Genomic DNA, 20160 nt, shown 5'->3' with positions numbered 1-20160 from the left:
ATTCATCAGCGAATCATACCTTAATCCCAACTCAACTGGCTGCGTTCCTCCCAGTATACTTTGGAGTTTACTTTTTCCTTTGTAAGTTCTGCTAGTTCTTCTTCGTTTAAAGTGAAAGAATTCGCGTTTAAATTTTGTTCCAACTGATTAATATCTGCCGCTCCGCTCAAAACATAGTCGGGTTGAATGGCATCCATAACATAACGCAGAGCAACGGCATCCACGCCTACTTGGTGCTTTTCCGCCAAAGTTTCTAACGTAGCATATAAAGACTGGTATTGAGGATATTTGTCGTTTTTAAAAACCCGGCCATTGGCCATGGCTTCTTTTATAATCAGCTTTTTACCTTGTAACTTTATATCTCGTAAAACAGGCAAGACCGCTTGTTCCAACATATTATAAGTTACCTGGAAACTGTCAAAAACCACCTCGCCATCTATTTGTATTTGCAATGCATTTTCAATAACCTCTTTTTGATTTGGTCCACTAGTGGAAATACCTATTTTGAGCCCAATCATCCTTTTTAACTCCAATAGCTTTTCCAACACAGGCTTATTCTGAAGTACCTTACTTTCAAAAGTCGCGGAATGAATTTGGTAGTATTCTAAAGAAGGAAGCAGGTATTGTGACACCTCCCACTGCTCAATAAGCTTCTCCCGAGAGTGTTCTTTTACTTCATGAGCACCTTCATAGCCCAACTGCCAATTGGCCACATAGGTATACCCCCATTTTGTACCCAAGATCACATCTGTATGTTTACGGCTATCGTTCCAGTTTTTTAAAAATTCTTCGCCTTTTCCGTAGGACGGAGCCGTATCAAAATAACGTACGCCGTTCTCGTAAGCAGCATCTAACACTTTAAAAGCATTAGCCTTGAAAGCAACTTCAGACTTGTCCCTATCTAAACTATCAATATTTATATATTCCGGGCGGCCCAAAGCGGCCATACCCAACCCTATTTGAGTTTTGGATGTATTCTCTGTCATATATTTTATTTTACGAACTGCAAGACAACATGGAACATCCTACTTTGTTACGCGCCCAATCCGGACGTTTTGCAAACCATTTTTCATTCTCCGGTTGCTCATCATACGGTTTTTTCAACAGTACAAACAATTCATCAATTAGAGTGTAATCTCCTTTATCAGCTTCATCAATCGCCAATTGCGCCATGTAATTACGCAACACGTATTTGGGATTTACCGCATTCATTTTTGCCTTTCTTTCCGTATCCAAAAGTGTTTCTCTTTCCAATCGATTTTGATAGGCAGCAAGCCAAAGCGTCCATTTATCTAATACTTCACCCTTTACCTCATCTGGAGCATAGAAAGCATCCCCAACAATTTTCATAAACGAATCTACGTCACCGGAGTCCTTTTTAAACTTGGCCAAGTTCCGGAAGAACAAAGTCATATCGGTTTCAGTAAGCTGTAGATTTTCTTCTAAATCATTCAGCAATTGTTGGTCCAAATCATCCTTTTCATAAAGTCCGATTTTAGACTTCATCATATCCAAATACTTCTCCTCGAACTTCGTTTTGAAACCTTCCAAAACATTCTCCAAAGGTTCCGCTTCTTCTATCAACGGAAAAATAGCATTGGCCAATTGGTATAAATTCCACAACCCAATATTAGGTTGATTCCCGTACCGATATCTACTATGTTGACGGTCCGTAGTATTTGGCGTCCATCCGTGGTCATAACCTTCTAACCAACCGTAGGGGCCGTAATCTATGGTCAAACCAAGAATGGAAAGATTGTCTGTATTCATTACACCGTGTACAAAACCCACACGTTGCCAGTGTACCAACATCTCCAAAGTAGTATCTGCCACAGCCTGAAAAAACTGTGCATACGTGTCTTTGGAAGGCTGCCCTAACTCAGGAAAAAAGTGCTTTATGGTATAATCTACCAACATTCTCATAGTTGCGGTATCTTCCCGCGCAGCAAAAATCTGATAGTTCCCGAAACGAAGAAAAGAAGGTGCTATCCGGCTAACGACTGCGCCTTTCTCATAAGCTGCATTCCCGTTATAAAGCACATCACGAAGTACTTGATCACCGGTTAACGCTAATGACAGCGCTCGCGTTGTAGGAACGCCCAAATGGTACATGGCCTCACTACACAAATATTCACGAATAGATGAACGCAAAACTGCAAGTCCGTCTGCTGTTCTGGAATATGGAGTTTCACCAGCACCTTTTAATTGCAGTGCCCAGTGTTTTCCGTTATGTTCTATTTCTGTTAGGTTAATAGCTCTACCATCTCCCAACTGCCCAGCCCAATTACCGAACTGATGACCGCCATAACACATGGCATACGGAGTGGTCCCTTCTATAACTTTATTCCCTGTAAAAATTTTTAGAAATTCTTCGCTTTTTATGTCTTCTTTGGAAAAGCCCAGTTCGTTGGCCATTTCTGGCGAAACATGAACCATACTTGGATTGGCCGTCTGTTTAGGAGTAGCATATGAAAAGCAGGCTTTTTCAACCTGTCTTCTGCTATTTTCCATAATTGGATCAGCTGGCAATTCTTTATTAAAAGTCTCTTGTATGTTGAATTTCATCTATTTCTTTTTTTTGCAATTTTTTCACCTCTCCTCAAAAAAACGGAGCGGTTACTTTTTAAAGGTAACAACCTTGTTTCCCTGCCCCATTAAAATAATATCTGTAGAGGTTAGGAAAAATCCGGTTTCGACCACACCAGGAATTTGAATGAGCAGATTATTTAATTCTTGTAAATCATCTTTTTGAAAAATATCAACATCTATAATGCAGTTATTCTCATCGGTCTTATATACCTCATTATTCTTCATGCGTAATTGTGGTTTCAAATCCATATTATGCAATTCAGAAATAATAATCTCTGTAGCAAAAGGTATGGTTTCCACAGGTAGTTTGAATTTTCCTAAACGGTCTACTTTTTTACCTGAATCTGCAATAATGATATTAAACCTTGAATTATGGGCCAATATCTTCTCTCTGAGCAAGGCTCCTCCTCCACCTTTTATCAATTGAAATTTAGGATCAAACTCATCGGCTCCATCAATATTAATATCCATGGTTCCTGCATCATCCAAAGAAATTAAAGATATACCAGCTTGTTTGGCCAGTTTGGCCGTAGCATCTGACGACGGTATGCCTTTCATTATGAGTCCGCCTGCAACTCTTTTACCAAGCTCCGCTATCATAAACGCCGCTGTAGACCCTGAACCCAAGCCCACTAACATACCATTCTTTACATAATCTGCGGAAGCAACAGCTGCTATCCATTTTTCATTTTCAGCGTTCATGAGATACTTCTTATAAAAATTAGCGATTGAAAAGGTATTGAATTATTCGCAGAATCATGTCTCCAATCAGTCGTAATCCGAGCTGTATTCTTTCATAATATCAACACAAAAATACAGTACCATTTGATAACCTCTCATAGATTTAAAAAATAGCTTCTAAAGGAAACCAAAAAATTTACAGATATTTGCGCCACCAAAAACTGAACATGAAAAACATAATTCTTTTAAGTACAATCTCTCTTCTGTTGCTTTCTTGTGGAGGCGATACCAAAAATACCATGACCGTAACCGGAAATGTAAAAGGACTTAAGAAAGGTACGCTCTACCTTCAGCATGTGCCTGACTCGGTTTTGACTACCATAGATTCTTTGCAAATAGAAGGTAATGGCAATTTTACCTTTACAACAGAACTTGAAAGCCCGGAGATTTTCTATCTCTACTTAAGTAAAAAAGATGCCAGCGATTTAAACGACCGTATTACCTTTTTTGGTGAACCTGGTACGATTAGCATAAATACGTCTTGGAACACTTTTGACACGAATGCAAAAATAACTGGTTCTGAAAGTCAAGAAAAACTGGAAGAATACAGAAAAACAATGTCTCGGTTTAATATGAAGACCTTAGAAATTGTTCAAATGGCGAATGACCCTAATAATGTTTTGGATTCATTGCAATTAGACTCTGTTCAAACGTTGAGTGATAAAAATGTACAACGTGGTTATGCTTTCTCTGTTAACTTCGCAATCAATAACAAGAACTCATATATAGCTCCTTATATAGCATTAAATGAAGTGCCTGATGCTAATGTTAAATATCTGGATTCAATTTACAACGTATTATCTCCCGAAGTATCGGAATCCAAATACGGCAAGCAATTAAAAACGTACTTAGAAAGTATTAAAAAGTAAAAAAGCCCGCAATTGCGGGCTTTTTAATTTAATTCTCAGAAGGCTTAACCTAATTTGTTCACCTTTTCAACAAGACCAGTAGCCTTTGTTTCCAATTCTTTACGAACATCGTTTAAGTGTTTCTTTCTGTTATCAACACCTCTTTGGTTCACTTTCTGAATAAGGTTGTCAAAAGTCTCGATAGCTTCATCAATTACTTTTGCTCCTTCTTTAGACTCTTGGTCAGCATTTGCAGCCTCTACTATGTATACCGCTTCAATGATGTCACCTAAGACATTATTAATATCTTTCTTTAATTCTTTTACACTTGCCATTATCAATAAATTTTACGCAAAAATACGCTATTTATAATCAATTTGTATAGAAAATATTTATCCCTAAACGCAATTTCACCCTTTAAATGGTTACTTCTAAGAGCTTAGCCCCTTGCGTTGTAATTTTAATGGTATTGGATGCAGCTGGTAAAAGCGTAGTTTCTCCCTTTTTAATTTCTACTGAACCGTTTTCATTAGCTATAGTAGCCGAACCACCAACACACATAAAAATAGTGAACGAATCACGATCAGTTACATCTTGCGTTAAATCAGAATTTAAGTCTAAGAAGTCGGTTTTAAAATAAGGACAGTCTACCATATCATTTACGGTATTCTTATCGTTTTTATACTCTACTTTAAAATCGTCTTTCTTATTATAATCAATTGCATCCAACGCTTGCTCTGTATGCAATTCTCTAAGATTTCCGTTTTTGTCTTTTCTATTAAAATCAAAAACACGATACGTAACATCTGATGTCTGTTGGATTTCTGCCAAAAGAACCCCTGCACCTATGGCATGAATCTTTCCTGTATTTATAAAAAAGGTATCGCCCTCTTTTACCTTTTCATAGTTCAAAAGGTCTAAAAGCGTATCATTTTCAATACTCTTTGCATATTCCTCTTTGCTAACGTCTTTGTTGAAGCCAACTATTAAGCTAGCATCATCATCAGCATCCATAACATACCACATTTCAGTTTTTCCGAATGAATTATGGCGCTTTTTAGCCAAATCATCATTAGGGTGCAACTGAATAGATAAGTCCTGTTTAGCATCAATAAACTTGATTAGAATTGGAAAATCAGTTCCAAAACGCTTATAAACACTCTTACCCAATACACCCTCTGGGTCCTTTTCAATAAGCTCTTGTAGCGAAGCTCCCGCTAAATCTCCGTTGGAAACCACAGAAATATCACCTGGGACAGTTGAGAGTTCCCAACTTTCGCCAGTAATATCATTTTCAATTGGTTTGCCCAAAACATCTTTAAGTTTGGTTCCGCCCCAAAGGCGCTCTTTTAAAATAGGATTGAATTTTAAGGGATGCATAGCGTTTGTTTATGGTTATTTAGTTTTTTGTTCTAACCAGAAAAGGTTACAAAATTTCGGGGTGTTTCATATAATACAACTTCAAGCTCGTGCTTTTCGTTGATGTGAGGTCGTAATTTTTTCCAAATAACAATAGAGATATTCTCTGCAGTTGGATTTAGGTCTTTAAATTCAGGAACCTCAACATTTAGATTTTTATGATCCAAAGCATCTTCTACTTTTTCCTCTATCAAATCTTTTAATACTTTCATATCCATCACAAAACCAGTTTCCGAGTCAATTTCACCGGTAACACTCACAATCAACTCATAGTTATGACCATGGTAATTGGGGTTATTACACTTTCCGAAGACCTTGGTATTTTTATCATCGTTCCAATCTTTGTGATACAAACGGTGAGCGGCATTAAAATGAGCCTTTCTACTAACCTTTACTTTCATCTTCAGTTGCGTTTTGGCCTATGTGATCATAAAATTTTTCGAAAATAATTTTGAACCAAGCGGTATACGTATCAGGGTTATTGGTAATATCTTTTTTGACATCCTCGGGCTTCATCCATTTCCAATCCGCTACCTCGTCAGGATTAATTTGCGGATTGCCTGTATAGTTACCCATCATTACATGGTCTAGCTCATGTTCCGTAAGACCATTGTCAAAAGGTGCTTTATAAATAAAAGAAAACAATTCTTTGAGTTCCGTTACAAAGCCCATCTCTTCTTGTAGCCTTCTTTTTCCCGCTTGTATATTACTTTCACCAACACGTTGGTGACTGCAACAGGTATTGGTCCAAAGTTGAGGAGAATGGTATTTGTGCGATGCTCTTTGCTGCAACATGGTTTCACCCTTGTCGTTCATTACAAAAACAGAAAATGCACGATGGAGCACAGCTTTCTCGTGAGCTTCCATTTTAGGCATCGTACCTATTTGATTATTGTCTTGGTCTACCAAGATTACTTCTTCTTCTTTCAATACTACTATTTTTCTTTAGAGGGAATAAAGACGTTCTTCAATTACAAAAATAGCACCTTTACATTAGTATCGTGCCAACAGCTTAATAAAATATAGTTATAGAACTATTAATACCTGCCTTTTAAAAAAGAAAACCCCTGAATTTGAATTCAAGGGTTTTTGTTTTGGTATTATTTAAAAACGGACATTAGTTAAGATAGATATACCCCGAAAGTGTCTTGTTATCTCCCGTTGTATCTTCATAATTCAAAATATAAAAATAGGTTCCGCTAGGTAGTCTTTCGTTTTTCCCTGCTGTAAGTCTCGCTGATGAATATCCATTAAAATAGTTGGTTAACGAGTCATACGATTCTGTGCTGAAAATCAATATTCCCCATCTATTATAAATCTGAATATTGTTATTAGGCCTCACGTCAAGACCAGTAATAATCAATGTATCATGTGCTCCATCTCCGTTTGGAGTTACTACATTAAATACCTCAACCTCTATGTAAGGGTCTTCTAAATAGTTAGGGATACCGTTGTTGTTTTCATCATCGTTCGCGTAGTTACCATCTGAATTGGTATCTTCTTCAAGCGTTGGGATACCGTCATTATCATCATCTGTATCACGATAGTCCGACTCATCGTCACCATCCGTATTTGGAAGCATGGCAAACGGATTATCTATTTCATCATTTACATCCTCATCTATAGCCTGTAGACCTTCATAACCATCATCAAGTCCATCGTTATCTTTATCCGAACCTATGAACGTCTCATCTGCTAAACCATCTTGGTTTTGATCGTGAGCCTCTATTGCATCTGGAACATTATCATTATCACTATCTAAATCTAAATAATCTGGTTGATCTTCGCCATCTGTATTTACAGGAACCAAACCTAAGTCCGTCCCGCTCTCATAGGCGTCATCCAATCCATTATTATTAGCATCTACAAGATTTGGCTCAATATAACCAGCTGTAGTCTGTGCTTCCACATTATCCGGTATACCGTCATTGTCACTATCAATATCTAAATAATCTGGATATGCGTCACCGTCTGAGTCTGTAGGGTTAGTAGCTGGGTCGTTATCTCCATCTGCATTTAAATCCTCAACATTATCAATAATACCATCATTATCACTATCTATATCTAGGCTGTCATCATCATCAATAATAGTTCCTATTGCGGTATCGGATGTATCACCTACTGTACCTGCATCTACACTTAAGATTGATATTGTAAAATCTTCATCTAATTCATCAAAAGTATCATCCGTAGTTGGTACATCTATATTAATTGTAGTTGTACCTGCCGGAATAGTTGCTTGAATATTGCTAGTTGTATAATCATCATCATCTGCCCTACCATTGGTAAAAATGAATGTTAGGGTGATATCTGTTGTGCTGGCATTACTTAAAGTTACCGGAAAGGAAACGTTGTTACCTTCTATAGCACTAGCTTCGTCTATGATTATTGTTGGTGAACCATCGTTATCTATAATCGTACCTGTAGCGGTATCCGATGTATCGCCTACTGTACCTGCATCTACACTAGCAATTGCTATTGTAAAGTCTTCATCAGATTCGTCAATAGTATCATCCGTAGTTGGTACATCTACATTAATAGTCGTGGTTCCTGCTGGTATTGTCACTTGAATATCAGTAGTGGTGTAATCTGCATCATCTGCCGTACCATTAGTTAATGTCAACGTTAACGTAATATCTGTTGCACTAGCATTACTTAAAGTTACCGGAAAGGAAACATTATCACCCTCTATAGCACTTGCATCATCAATAGTTACATCTGGATTATTTAGTGTGTCAATATCCGTAGCAGAATTATCTGTTGTATCTGGGTCAGTTGAATTTACAGGATTTTGTATACTAACAGTATTGGTTAAATCTCCCGTAAAAGTTGTAGGAATACTAACCGTTACAGTATACGTAACTGTACCTCCAACCGGTAAACTAACTATATCATTAATTACACCGGATTGAGTTCCAGAAACTGTAGTAGTACTTCCTGAAGAAGCTACAGCTGAATAGGAAACGTTTGCAGCTGGAATGCCTGTTGGCGTATCCGTTACCGAAGCTCCGATTACACCAAACGGACCATTATTACTCGCCACAATTGTATATGTGGTATCCGTTCCTGGGACATAAGTTGTGGTTCCATTTGTTTTTGTGACCGACAAATTGGCTTCAAAAATAATAGCTGCCGTAACACAATGCGCTCCATCATTGTGTGTTGCCGCACTTGATGATGAAATTAGTGTACGTTCTCCCGTTAGGACATCAAACTGATAGAATCCTCCCGTATTTAAATTACCATATATTTCTCCTGTACTACTAGCGTACATAGCTCCAAATAAAGTTAAGCTATTGGTACTTCCTATTGTTCTTACCGATCCCGTTGCCACATCTAAGGTAATCAGTGCTCCAGCATTTGCTCCTGTTTGCTGTACGGAGTAAATTAGATTATCTGTAATACTGTATGCAAAATCATTTGCTACAATGGTCTGGTCTAAGTTTATTGCCGTTGCAGTTTGCGTAAGTATATCAATCTGATAAACAATTGACGAAGGACCATCTAATTGTACATAATAATTACCGTTGTCATCTATTTCTCCTGAAGAGTATAAACCGCTTGGTAATCCTGTAATAGCTCCCAATCTAATAGTTACTCCATCTGCGGCTATCTTAATTAGCGTATTACTGTTTTCTTCTATCCCATAAATAAAATCATCTATTGGATTGTACCCCATGGCATTGTATTGAATACCGTGCGAGTTATCTCCTACTGGAGAAATCGTGAAAGGATTTGTTGACGATTCTATATCATAAAATGTAGTTGCCGTAGCTGTTTCATGTTGACTTAGATACAAGCTTTCATCGCATGAGAAAGGCAATAATATGGTATTATCATCTCTAAAATCTACATCGCCACCAGTAGTTGCATCAGAATCGTTATCCGGTAAAATTACCGGCCCCGTTAACGGATTATCTATTGTTCCACTAACATCAGAATAATCTATTGTAGCATCCGTAGCATCATCTAAACCATCGGTATCAGAATCATTACCTGTTAAAATAATGTTGGCTTCTACAGTATCATTTGCTCCTTCATTATCAGAATCCGTATCTAAATAATCTGGATTGTCTGCGCCATCTGTATTTGTTGGAACAAGACCTGAAGTGTAGGCTGTATCAACACCATTGGCATCTACAGTTGCATCTGGAAGAATGTAACCTATAGTAGTTTGTGCTTCCACATTATCAGGAATACCATCTCCATCACTATCTAAATCTATGAAATCAAATATAGTATCCGTATCATCGGCACTTTCTGACAAAGTATAGTTTACAGCTCTGTTATCTACAACAGACTGAACACTATCTGGAATACCGTCTGTACCAGAAACACCGTTTAGAACACCATTTGTATGTGCTTGTCCATGACCTGCTTCAACCGCATCATAGATTCCATCATTATCACTATCCAAATCAAATGCATCTACTACACCATCATTGTCTGTATCCCTACATGCTCCGGGCGAACTATATTTAAGGCTAACTAAATCCAAAGCTGCCCCAGACCCAGTATTAGCTCCAAAAGGTTGAGCCGAAAACCGCACCGTAATCTGTGTTGTAGTTGCTATAAAAGTACGTTCCTCATAAAACCAGTTTTTTGGACCTGAATAGCCCCCTACTTCACCAGTAGCTATGGTTGTTAAAGTTTCATCTAGAATAGCAATACTATTAGAGTCTATAACATCAAAATCTAAAGTTACGGTCTGTCCACTTAGATGTCCTATATCTTCTCCCCAGTAAAATGAGAAAGTATAACTTTCACCAATTATTAAATCTACTGTTTGCGTCAATTCATTAGATACGCCACCGGTAACGTTATTATTCCCCACAATATCTATGTATTGAGAACCATTAATGGCAGGAGCAAAAGTAGCTGTCCCGAACGAACCGCTATTAACCCAACCATCTAAGTTTTGCGTATAGTTCCAAGCAGACAAGGTATTCGTATTATAGGTTGTACCGATAAAAGTTCCGTTTGAACCAGTAAATCCGTCAGGAAAAGTAACAGGATCTCTAAAATCATCTTGTTCAAAAGAGCCGTTTATAATGAAATTACCACAACCTTCGTCTGTATCAAGAATACCATCATTATCATCATCTAAATCTGCATCATCTACTATACCGTCATTATCATTATCGGGTCTGTCATCTGTAAGATCCCTAAAATCTACATCACCACCTGTAGTCGCATCCATATCAACATCAGGTAATATTTCAGGTGCTACTAATGGATTATCGATAATTCCACCAACATCTGTATAGTCGGAAGTGGCATCTGTTGCATCATCTAAACCATCATTATCACTATCTACACCACTTGGTCTAAGGCGTGCCTCTGTTGTATCACTGACGTTATCATTATCAGAATCTAAATCTAAATAATCTGGATTGTCTGCGCCATCTGTATTTGTTGGCGTTATTCCTTCTCCTGAACCTGGAGAAATTTCATAAGCATCATCCAAACCGTTCCCGTCTGAATCCACTCCACTTGGAGCTATATAACCGATTGTTGTTTGTGCCTCTACATTATCTGGAATACCGTCATTGTCGGCATCTAAATCATAAGCACTTGGTAAAGAGTCTACATCAAAATCGCAATCTATTTGAGGCCAAACCCCCATTCCTTCGTAACGAACAGATCCTTCTCCGTTTGTAACATCATAAATTAGCGTTAATGGAAAAGTGGCTGTAGCTAAATCTATAGTTAAATTCCATCGAGAACTTTCAACATCATCTTGCGGTAGATGAGTCATATCTAAATGTAATGTACTATTGTTTGGTACCAATTGACCATCCGAGAAGTTAGTTATTTCATTTAAAGGATCATACAAAATTGCCGAACCCGCACCTGAAGACCAGGATATAGTCATGTCCTTTGGAGCATTGTTTGCTGGATAAACAGAACCTGGGGCTGCACTTCCTATTTTTATACTCTTCATAACACCATTTACTGGTGACTGAATTTCATAGGTTATATTTTGAATGGTATGATCCCCAATTCCAGGAGTATCTGGATTTTGATTAAACACCAACTGAAGCCCTTCTGTAATATTAGTATTATTTTGATTGACTGGCCAAGGTGTTGTAGATACCGTAAAGTCTGAGACAAATGAATTTATACTGGTGAACCTACCCGTAACAGAATTTGAATAATTACCTGTTAAAACTTCACCTACAATTAAACCACATTCGGTTATGTCTAAAATACCATCATTATCATCATCTATATCTACGGCATCGGGAACACCGTCATTATCGGTATCTGTTCTATCGTCTGTAGTATCTCTAAAATCTACATCGCCACCAGAATTTGCATCTAAATCTACATCCGGCAAAACAACCGGGAAGTTTAGTGGATTGTCAATTGTTCCACTAGTATCTGTATAATCTGCAGTGGCATCCGTTACATCATCTAATCCGTCATTATCAGTATCATTTCCTGTTAAGGTTATGTTGGCCTCTGTAGTATCATTTGCTCCTTCGTTATCAGAATCCGTATCTAAATAATCTGGATTATCCGTACCGTCTGTGTTAGTTGGGACTATGCCTGAAGGATATGCTGTATCAACGCCATTAACATCTACAGTTCCGTTTGGAAGAATAAAACCTGTAGTTGTCTGCGCTTCTACATTATCTGGCAAGCCATCTCCATCACTATCTAAATCTAAAAAGTCTAGAATAGTATCTGTATCATCTGCGCTTTCGGTAATGGTATAGGTAACTGTAGCCGCCTGACTATCATCAGACTCCACTCCGCTAAACAAACCGTTAGCACCAAAATCTGCTGGTAAACCATCTATTAGGCCGTCATTATCAGTATCTAGTTGTGAATGACCTGCTTCGATTACATCAAAAATTCCGTCATTATCCGAATCTAAATCTAATGTATTAGGTACACCATCTCCATCTGTATCGCAATTTTCTACTTTTATACCATAGTCTACACTCGCTAAATTATCTCCATAAATTCCATCATTATAATAGAAATATAAAGGTCCGGTGGTAGTTGATACAGGAATACTGTTGGCCACTAAAGGATCCACAGGACCTAATAACTCATCTACACCATCTTCATAAGTGCCGTTTGCATTAGCATCAATAATACCGTAAAAAACATAAAAGCCTCTATTTACCAAACCACCTGTTACCGCAGAATCACCGGCATTATAAGTGAAGTCAGAATTATAAACAGCCGTTGCACCATTAAGAGTTGCCCCTCCACTAGTTGTGTTCGTTAAATAAATATTAATCGTTTGTCCAATGAAAGGACCATCAACAGCTACTCCAGTAAGAATACCGCCAGTTGATACGTTTTCAATATCCAATATATATTTAATACCAGCTTGTAGGGTGGTATTAGCATTTTGTAAAGTACTCAGATTGGAACTTATATTTTGGCCCGTTATAATATTCCCGCAAATATTTTCGTCTGTATCTAAGATACCATCGTTATCATCATCAAGGTCTACTTCATCCGGAACACCGTCCGTATCATTATCAGGTCTTTCATCCGTAGCATCTCTAAAATCTACATCACCCCCTGTATTTACATCCTGATCTTCATCTGGAAGCTGTACCGGAGCTGTTATAGGATTGTCTATTGTACCTCCTGGATCTGCATAACTGGTAGTATTCGCATCCGTAGCATCATCAAGGCCATCATTATCTATATCGTTTCCGGAAAGCGTTATTCCCCCCTCTGCAATATCATTTCCACCTTCATTATCAGAATCTAAATCTAGATAATCAGGGTTGTCTATTGCATCTGTATTGGTAGGGGTAACACCCCCTAAATAAGCAGAGTTTACACCATTGTTGGTAAGGTATGTAGCTGCATCATCTGCATTAGGTGCCGTATATCCTAAAGTGGTATGAGCTTCCACATTATCTGGAATACCGTCTCCATCACTATCCAAATCCAAGAAATTAGGATTAAGATCTGAATCATCGGCGCTTTCAGCTATATCATAATTAATTGATGAATAATCCGGTGTAAGTCTAACCACATCTGGAATACCATCTGCACCAATTGTCCCGTCTAAACGACCTGCTGTGTGCGGTTGATTGTGCCCAGCTTCTACAGCATCGTAAACACCATCGTTATCACTATCTAAATCTAATGAGTTAACTATACCGTCATTATCAGCATCTGCGTTTGAAGAAAAGCCCGTATCAACACAATCATAATACCCTAAATTCAGATTGGTCCTGATTTCCCCATCTTCATTAACATTAGAAAAGTGACCTAAGGTAAAAGTCAATGCATTGAATACCCCATTAAAACGAACCAATCCCGTTCCTCGGGTACTTGTATTATTGAATGAGGTTCCTATTCTGCTATCAGCTACGTAAAAATCTCCATCTGTGTATACCACATCCATATCAACCCCCACATTTGTCAGCTCATAATAGACACTACGTCTACCAATACCAGGCGATGACTTAAGATTCCCAAAATAAATGGTAGGATTTTTAACTGGATTAGGAAATGTAATGGTCAAAGTAGCATGCTGACCCACATTACGATCCGTATTCATGACCATCATCATATGCGTTTGAGCACCTTGAAATTCTGCACTTACGGGGTATGCCACCGTATTATTAAAATCTGGACTAACGGAGGTATCTAATGTGATACCGTTCAATGTCTGCAAATCCCACGTAATGCCAGAAGAAGTTGTATTTATTTGAGTTGTGGTATGCGTGTTAACTGTGTGTGCACCGTCTACCAAAAAGGTTTCCGTACACTCAAACATACTACCTTGTTCATGAATATCTGGAATACCATCATTATCATCATCTAAATCAACAACATCTACTACCCCATCATTATCGGAATCTAGACGATCATCAGTAGCATCTCTAAAATCTACATCCCCACCAGTATTTGCATCCCCATCAGTATCCGGTAAGGCAATAGGGTTGCTCAAAGGATTATCAATCGTACCAGCCGGATCATCGTAACCTGAAGTATATGCATCCATATTATCATCAAGGCCATCATTATCTATATCGTTTCCTGAAAGTGTTAATTCTGCTTCCGCAATATCATTTCCACCTTCATTATCAGAATCAAGATCTAAATAATCCGGATTATCCGTAGCATCTGTATTTTCAGGAGTGATTCCGCCTAAATATGCAGAGTTAACTCCATCGTTACTGCGAAATGTAGCTGCACTATCTGTATTTGGAGCAATATAACCCAATGTAGTCTGCCCTTCTACATTATCCGGAATACCATCGCCATCACTATCTAAATCTTTATGATCGGTTATACCGTCATTATCAAAATCCGCTAGACAAAAAGTAGGTTGAATAAATCGTGTGGTTGAAGTTGATGGGTGATTAAAGATTAGCACAATGCGACTAACAGGTCTTTCAAAATAAAAATAGATGGCTCCATTAACATCATCCGCAGGGTCATCTCCGTCTGAGTTTACAGAACCGGCCTCAAAGTCATTCCCTGTTTGAGTAATTCCAGAACCTACTAAAATAATACCTTCCGAATCTAAATCGTAAAGTACATTACTATCATCATAAATTTCAATTGTATATTGAGTATTGTTATCAAAATCGGTCATCTTAAAAAAGACGTTTTCAATAGGCGTACTATAGGTTGAAGTTAAACTTCCCGTATCACCTGCTTGGCCTTCTATGCGAATACCATGCCCGTTTGCGCCAGCATCATAGGCGTAGATATTTGTACTTGCCGCTTTGCTAACAGTATACATAATATCTGTTCCCACGAGTGGATATGTTGTATCGGTAATAGCATTACCAATACCAACTGTTCCTGAAATATCAGTATTCTCACAACCTTCAACCGTATCTAAAATACCATCGTTATCATCATCAAGATCTACACCGTCTTCTACACCGTCCCCGTCAGTATCCGGACCACTCATGTCATCTAAACAAAGGGTAAATGTATCCGTAGTAGTAATATATCTGTTATCTACAGTAATATAATATGTTGCTCCCGGCGTTAAACTCCAGTGTCTAAGTCTTAAATCATCTTCTGGGTCCGAGTAGGTAGTACACGCTAATTCCGTATCGCCATCAGCTTCCCAAAGAGCCATATAAGCATGGCGCAAGGTTCCTTTGCTACCTCCCCTATCAAGGTTTACTTCTATTCTACCTGATGGAGGCGCCACAAAACTGAACCATTTATTGTGGTTTACTAAATCTAACCAGCAAGAACCTGTGCCTTTATCAAAAGTAGCACCTAGTGTTGTATAGGCCGCATCCGGAGAACATCCTCCAATAAAACCAGTTACATCTGTTGCTCCTTGATAATAATCATCGGTAGCTTGATCGCTCAAGCATAATGAAAAAGTATCTAAGGCATGTATGTATCTATTATCTACCGAAACATAGTAAGAAGTACCAGGAGTTAAACCCGTTGCTAAAAGGGAAATATCATCATAATCGCGCCCTGTTCTGTAACTATTACATCCCAATTCAATGGAGCCCGTACTATCCCACAAAGCTAAATAAGCAGTCTGCAAGGTTCCTTTTTCATCGCCTGTATTTAGTTTTACTTCTATATTTCCTGTAACTGGAGCTGTAACTTCAAACCAAACGTTTCTATTTGGACCTGTACCCCAACAGGAAGCGGCATTCCTATCTGCGGATGCTCCCAACGTAGAGAAAATAGCATCGGCAGAACAACCGTTCATAAACGAATCTATGTTTAATGCTCCTTCTAAATAATCATAAGTTGGTGTATCGCTAAGGCAAAGTTTAAAAGTCTCCGCTCCTCCCGAAGTCGGATAACGACGATCAACGGAAAAAAGATAGGTATCTCCCGGGGTCAATCCACTTTGTAATATTGAAATATCATCGCTAACGGTCGTAAAAGAACTACATGCAATTTCCGTAGTACCCGTGGCATCCCATAATGCCATCATCGCATACCGCATATCGCCGGTCATGTCCCCTATTATAGTTCCACGATCTAAATTTATCTGTACCGTTCCAGTAGCACTTGCTACAAAGCTGAACCACACATTGGCGTTGGGACCTGCAGGCCAACATGAGCCCGCAACCCCGTCTGGGGTAGCATCTAAAGTATTGTAAGCCGCATCTGCAGAACAGCCATTAATTGAAAGAGGGGTAGCATTCGCTATAGCATCGTTTGCAGGTTGTGCCCATAAAGACTGCCCCATAAATAAAACGAATAATAGCAGAAAACCGAAATATCTAGGGTATTCTCCAAAAAACGTAAAATTTCTTTTTCGTTTGACGTGCATATACTAAGCTGCTTGGTTGGACTATTTTAACGAAAATCTCTTGTTAATATTGTTAAAATTAGCCTTTGAACATATCTATACAAACCACTTAATCACAGACTAAGAACTTATAAAATTAAGAGCAAGCAGCTCCTAGATTTCAACTTTTGTTGTGAAACGGTCTAAATAAGGTGTGAAAGAGGTAATATCCTATGGAAGCCTTTATTTATAGGGTATACGAAAACTAATTACAATCGTCAAAATATGCAGAAAAGCCAGTTATTGCAATTGAAAAAAGATTGCAGAATTTTAAAATTTATTCTTAGTGAAGAAATATTTTAAAAGAAACGAGGTGATTTTAAGTTACCTTTTGTGCTGATGAAATCATATCGTAAAATAGCCTCAAAAGAACCTGAATTAAAGACCGCTTTACCCAGTTCGGTAACTTCACGATCGTAAGCAAGACCAATTAAGAATTTGTTAGAAATATTGAAACCTACCATGCCGCTGACTGCCGCATCCCAACGGTAAGCTGCCCCAAGAATAAATTTTTCACTGAACATAAAGTTAGCAGAAATGTCTACTTGCAAGGGTGCACCTGTAACCAATTTGGTCAACAAGGTGGGTTTAAATTTTGTGTTATCATTCAAATCCCAAACATATCCTGTAATAAGGTAAAAATTCATTTGTTCTTGTGCAGTAGTTGGGTCAGAGCCTTCTTGAAAATGAAGGGTCTGTAAAATTCGAGGTACAGAAAGACCTGCGTAAAACTTTTTAGTATGATAATAGACCCCTGCACCAAAATTGGGTGAAAACTTATTTTCTATATCATTCTGTAAGCTGTTATCCGTAGTAAATTGATTCAGTTCTGAAAAACGAACATCTAGTAAATGCGCACTACCCTTTAATCCAAAGCTTAGTCTACCTTCAGAAGAAGTATAAACGGTATAGGAGAAATCTATATCTATGTAGGTTTCAGAAGTAGGTCCAATTTTATCATTTACAATAGATGCACCCAAACCTACACCTCTATATCCTATAGGCGAATGTATATTAAACGTCTGCGTTGTAGGTGCTCCATCAAGACCTACCCATTGCGAACGGTGCAAAAGGGCCGTACTTATATGTCCTCTTGAACCTGCGTAAGCGGGATTTACACTTACAGTATTGTACATATACTGCGTATACTGGGAATCTTGTTGAGCTATGGCGTTTTGAGTTGTTGCCATAAATAATAGGGCAAGCATTACACCAAGTTTACGAGCGGTTTTTCTGAGATTTGGGATCATCGTTACTGCTATCTGTTAATATATATGTATCCTGAAAGTGATTGTTGTTCACCCTTAGCATCTTTGTAATCTAAAATATAGAAGTACGTACCTACCGGTAGTTTTCTATCTGCATCAACGGTTACTCTTCCTTGAGAGGTTCCGTCAAATACATTTCCTTCGGTATTATAGGCCTGTGTAGTGTAGACCAAAACACCCCATCTATTATAGATCTTAATTGAATTATCTGGGTATTTCTCTAAGCCTTTAATCGTAAGCACATCATGCGCTCCATCATTATTAGGCGTAACCACGTTAAATACTTCAATAGGATCTTCTTCTGCATTTGGCTCTAGATATTCAGGTATTCCGTTACCATCTGAATCATCATTGGCGTAATTACCATCAATATTTATATCCTCATCCTTACTCTGGATGCCGTCATCATCATCATCTGTATCTCTATAATCAGATTCTCCGTCACCATCTGTGTTCGGTAAATCATTATAAGGGTCATTTATTTCATCGTTGACATCAAGATCAATCGTAGTTTCTCCTTCATAGCCATCATCAAGACCATCACGATCTTTATCAGAACCAATTAATACAACGTCAGGAATACCATCTCTGTTGTGATCATGTGCTTCTATTCTATCTGGAATGTTATCATTGTCACTATCCTCATCTACATAATCCGGTAAATCATCGCCATCTGTGTCTTCTGGAATAATGCCCAATAATCCATTATTTTCATACGCATCATCTACACCATTACCATTTAAATCTACACCGCTCGGAGCTACATAATCAATAGTTGTCTGGGCTTCTACGTTATCAGGAATACCATCATCATCACTATCTATATCTAGGTAATCTGGCACACCATCATTATCTGTATCCGTAGGATTGGTTGCTGGGTCGTTATCGGCATCTAAATTCAAGTCCTCAAAACTATCTAAGATTCCATCATCATCCATATCAAGATCAACCTCATCAGTCACCAAAATAGTAACTGTAGCGGTATCACAATTACCTGCGGTATCACAAACGGTATAGGTGAATGAATCCGTACCATCAAAATTTTCGTTAGGTGTATAGGTTACCAAATCATCAGACGGGTCATTAGGTGTTCCTCCATCATCTAATGCCAATGTTCCATTAGATGGGTCAGTTGTTGTTAAGGTTCCTACAGATGGAATATCATTATCATTTGCAAGAATATCCAATACAATTGGCGTGTCTTCTGCAGTTGCAACGCTATCATCTATAGTATCCAAGATAGGAAGCACATCTACTGTAACGGTAGCCGTACTACAATCTCCAAAAACATTACAGATGGTATAATTGAACGTATCCGGACCGTTATAATCTGGGTCAGGAATATAGGTTACAATATCGTCGGTAGGGTCGTTAGGTGTTCCGTTATTATCAATATTTACCGAACCATTGGCCGGATCGGTAGTCGTAAGATTACCCTCGGTAGGCAGTTCACTATCATTATTAAAAATATCGACCACAACGGAATCGTCTTCATCAACTGTAACAAAATCATCAACAAGAATAGCAGACTCATCAATACAGACCACGGTAAAACTGGGTAAATTTTTATTATTTCCTGCTTTGGTAATAGTCGCTATATAGCGCTCCACATCTTGTGTTGCAATTACCATTGGTGCACTTTGATCACCTGGCAAAGGAGGATTCCAACTAACGGTCGCTCCCGCAGAAAGGTTATCTGTATTATCGCTAATATCTAAAGTAACCTCATTATATGGCGAATTACAATTGGTAACTATAAAATAGCTGGTTGCATTCTTACCACATAAAGTACCATCATAGGTTGCAAAATAAATTCCTTGATCATTCACCTCTAAGAAGGGGTCCGTACTTAAAATCGTACTTGTATCCTGTGCCTCATACCAACGAAAATTGGTTCTGGTCTCTTCTGCTGTATCATCCGGAGCCCTTAATAAATACTGAGCGTTAGATACTGCAAGTCCCAGTATAGTAAATACTATACTGAGGACAAGCTTTTTATATGTAGACTTTGCTTTCAAAT

At 38.2% G+C, this 20160-nt stretch carries 11 protein-coding genes; 1 reads left to right on the top strand and 10 read right to left on the bottom strand.

Annotation, left to right across the window (positions count from 1 at the left end; all coding sequences use genetic code 11):
- Window positions 1-20: 20 nt before the first annotated feature.
- From IWB64_RS11165 to rpiA, 3 genes are read right to left on the bottom strand one after another with little or no spacing between them, the layout of a single operon-like run.
- The gene (locus IWB64_RS11165) at window positions 21-986 is read right to left on the bottom strand and encodes an aldo/keto reductase (protein ID WP_194534068.1); all 966 of its coding nucleotides are present in this window, start codon (window positions 984-986) and stop codon (window positions 21-23) included.
- Window positions 987-996: 10 nt separating this feature from the next.
- Window positions 997-2565 (bottom strand): protein adenylyltransferase SelO, encoded by a 1569-nt coding sequence (locus tag IWB64_RS11160; protein WP_194534067.1) that lies wholly within the window; start codon window positions 2563-2565, stop codon window positions 997-999.
- A gap of 51 nt (window positions 2566-2616) precedes the next feature.
- Window positions 2617-3291: a ribose-5-phosphate isomerase RpiA gene (gene rpiA, locus IWB64_RS11155; protein ID WP_194534066.1), complete on the bottom strand. Its 675-nt coding sequence runs from the start codon at window positions 3289-3291 to the stop codon at window positions 2617-2619.
- A 206-nt stretch (window positions 3292-3497) separates the two neighbouring features.
- Between rpiA and IWB64_RS11150 the strand changes: the two genes are divergently transcribed.
- A complete protein-coding gene (locus tag IWB64_RS11150) occupies window positions 3498-4199 on the top strand; it encodes a DUF4369 domain-containing protein (RefSeq protein WP_194534065.1) in 702 nt (233 codons plus the stop codon).
- Between the two features lie 44 nt (window positions 4200-4243).
- Here IWB64_RS11150 and IWB64_RS11145 read toward each other — a convergent pair whose 3' ends face one another.
- The 7 genes from IWB64_RS11145 to IWB64_RS11115 form a co-directional block, all read right to left on the bottom strand.
- Entirely contained in the window at window positions 4244-4513 is a 270-nt protein-coding gene (locus IWB64_RS11145; RefSeq protein WP_194534064.1) for a hypothetical protein, read from the bottom strand.
- Between the two features lie 82 nt (window positions 4514-4595).
- A complete protein-coding gene (locus IWB64_RS11140; RefSeq protein WP_194534063.1) occupies window positions 4596-5558 on the bottom strand; it encodes a type I phosphomannose isomerase catalytic subunit in 963 nt (320 codons plus the stop codon).
- Window positions 5559-5590: 32 nt separating this feature from the next.
- Window positions 5591-5998: a 6-pyruvoyl trahydropterin synthase family protein gene (locus IWB64_RS11135; protein WP_194534062.1), complete on the bottom strand. Its 408-nt coding sequence runs from the start codon at window positions 5996-5998 to the stop codon at window positions 5591-5593.
- Window positions 5982-6527: an isopentenyl-diphosphate Delta-isomerase gene (gene idi, locus IWB64_RS11130; protein ID WP_194534061.1), complete on the bottom strand. Its 546-nt coding sequence runs from the start codon at window positions 6525-6527 to the stop codon at window positions 5982-5984. Before idi ends, IWB64_RS11135 begins: the two co-directional genes overlap by 17 nt.
- Window positions 6528-6714: 187 nt before the next feature.
- Window positions 6715-16854, bottom strand: a complete 10140-nt coding sequence (locus tag IWB64_RS11125; RefSeq protein WP_194534060.1) for a DUF6923 family protein — start codon at window positions 16852-16854, stop codon at window positions 6715-6717.
- A 317-nt stretch (window positions 16855-17171) separates the two neighbouring features.
- On the bottom strand, window positions 17172-18080 hold the full coding sequence (locus IWB64_RS11120; RefSeq protein ID WP_226976038.1) for a PorP/SprF family type IX secretion system membrane protein: 909 nt from the start codon (window positions 18078-18080) through the stop codon (window positions 17172-17174).
- 50 nt (window positions 18081-18130) lie between these two features.
- Window positions 18131-20158, bottom strand: a complete 2028-nt coding sequence (locus tag IWB64_RS11115; RefSeq protein ID WP_194534058.1) for a T9SS type B sorting domain-containing protein — start codon at window positions 20156-20158, stop codon at window positions 18131-18133.
- Window positions 20159-20160 lie beyond the last annotated feature (2 nt).

This window comes from Zobellia nedashkovskayae (genome assembly GCF_015330125.1).
Lineage (GTDB): Bacteria > Bacteroidota > Bacteroidia > Flavobacteriales > Flavobacteriaceae > Zobellia > Zobellia nedashkovskayae.
The sequence above is the reverse complement of the archived record's forward strand: the minus strand, read 5'-3'. Positions and strand labels throughout refer to the sequence as shown.

Coding starts and splice junctions, on each gene's coding strand:
- IWB64_RS11140 (WP_194534063.1), bottom strand. CDS start 5,558: ATGCATCCCTTAAAATTCAATCCTATTTTAAAAGAGCGCCTTTGGGGC.
- IWB64_RS11160 (WP_194534067.1), bottom strand. CDS start 2,565: ATGAAATTCAACATACAAGAGACTTTTAATAAAGAATTGCCAGCTGAT.
- IWB64_RS11150 (WP_194534065.1), top strand. CDS start 3,498: ATGAAAAACATAATTCTTTTAAGTACAATCTCTCTTCTGTTGCTTTCT.
- IWB64_RS11165 (WP_194534068.1), bottom strand. CDS start 986: ATGACAGAGAATACATCCAAAACTCAAATAGGGTTGGGTATGGCCGCT.
- IWB64_RS11145 (WP_194534064.1), bottom strand. CDS start 4,513: ATGGCAAGTGTAAAAGAATTAAAGAAAGATATTAATAATGTCTTAGGT.
- IWB64_RS11135 (WP_194534062.1), bottom strand. CDS start 5,998: ATGAAAGTAAAGGTTAGTAGAAAGGCTCATTTTAATGCCGCTCACCGT.
- IWB64_RS11120 (WP_226976038.1), bottom strand. CDS start 18,080: ATGCTTGCCCTATTATTTATGGCAACAACTCAAAACGCCATAGCTCAA.
- rpiA (WP_194534066.1), bottom strand. CDS start 3,291: ATGAACGCTGAAAATGAAAAATGGATAGCAGCTGTTGCTTCCGCAGAT.
- IWB64_RS11125 (WP_194534060.1), bottom strand. CDS start 16,854: ATGCACGTCAAACGAAAAAGAAATTTTACGTTTTTTGGAGAATACCCT.